Consider the following 851-nt stretch of genomic DNA (forward strand, 5'->3'; position numbering starts at 1 on the left):
GGTATTTTGGTCATATTATCTCCGAAATAAATATCCTTATAAATACCATTTTGAACTTGAGCATTTAGAACCGTGGTTGGAACAGTGGCCACTATAGCAGATTCTACATAAAATGAACTTGAGGATACTTCAGAACCTGATTGTGTACAAACAGAATTAGGAAAGATTTCCCAGTTATCAGATATTTTCATTTGTGATGATTTTTCGTGGAGATGGGTATTCACTTGAGAAGCGCAAGAGCATAAACTCAAGAAAACGATAATACTCCAAAGGATTTGGTTTTTCTTCATAAAGTCATATTTATGCAATTATTTGCATTTTTACTGATGCAAATATATAGACATTGCATAAGCCTAGTATTTATGAAGAAAGAAAAAAAGAGTAAAACTTGGTCAAAAAGTTAGATCAATTCAGCTGAAGCATTCAGAAATCCAATACCAACAACAATTGCCTGATACCTAAAGAAAGTAATATATTTCAAAATAAAAAACAATTACAATGCAATTATTTGCATTAATCAATCTACCACCTAATACTTGAACTTTGGATGACCAATTTAGGAGAAAATATTTTGGTTTCATTCACAAAACCATTTACAATCTGCGATTGAATCAATTTCATGATTTGCTCAGCCACCTTAGAGGACTGAAAATCAATATAGGAAATTTTGGGCCGACTTATGGAAGAGGTTTCATGAGCATCCAAACTGAGTAATAATATTTTGGCATCAAACTCAGTTTTACGAGTCAGTAGAAAATTCTGAATTCTCAAGGCCAATATATAGGAAGAAGTGAGAATAGCATCAAATTCTATTTCTTTATTATAAATCTCATCCAATAAAAACCGACATT

General features: G+C 31.6%; 2 protein-coding genes. Both read right to left on the reverse strand.

What is annotated here, in order from left to right; translation table 11 throughout:
• Positions 1 to 290: hypothetical protein (locus HNS40_RS23860; RefSeq protein WP_172284952.1), on the reverse strand; the 290-nt coding region annotated here is incomplete at its 3' end.
• A gap of 232 nt (positions 291 to 522) precedes the next feature.
• A partial coding sequence (locus HNS40_RS23865; protein WP_172284953.1) for a hypothetical protein occupies positions 523 to 851 on the reverse strand: 329 nt, incomplete at its 5' end.

It is taken from the genome of Lentimicrobium sp. S6 (assembly GCF_013166635.1).
GTDB lineage: Bacteria > Bacteroidota > Bacteroidia > Bacteroidales > UBA12170 > UBA12170.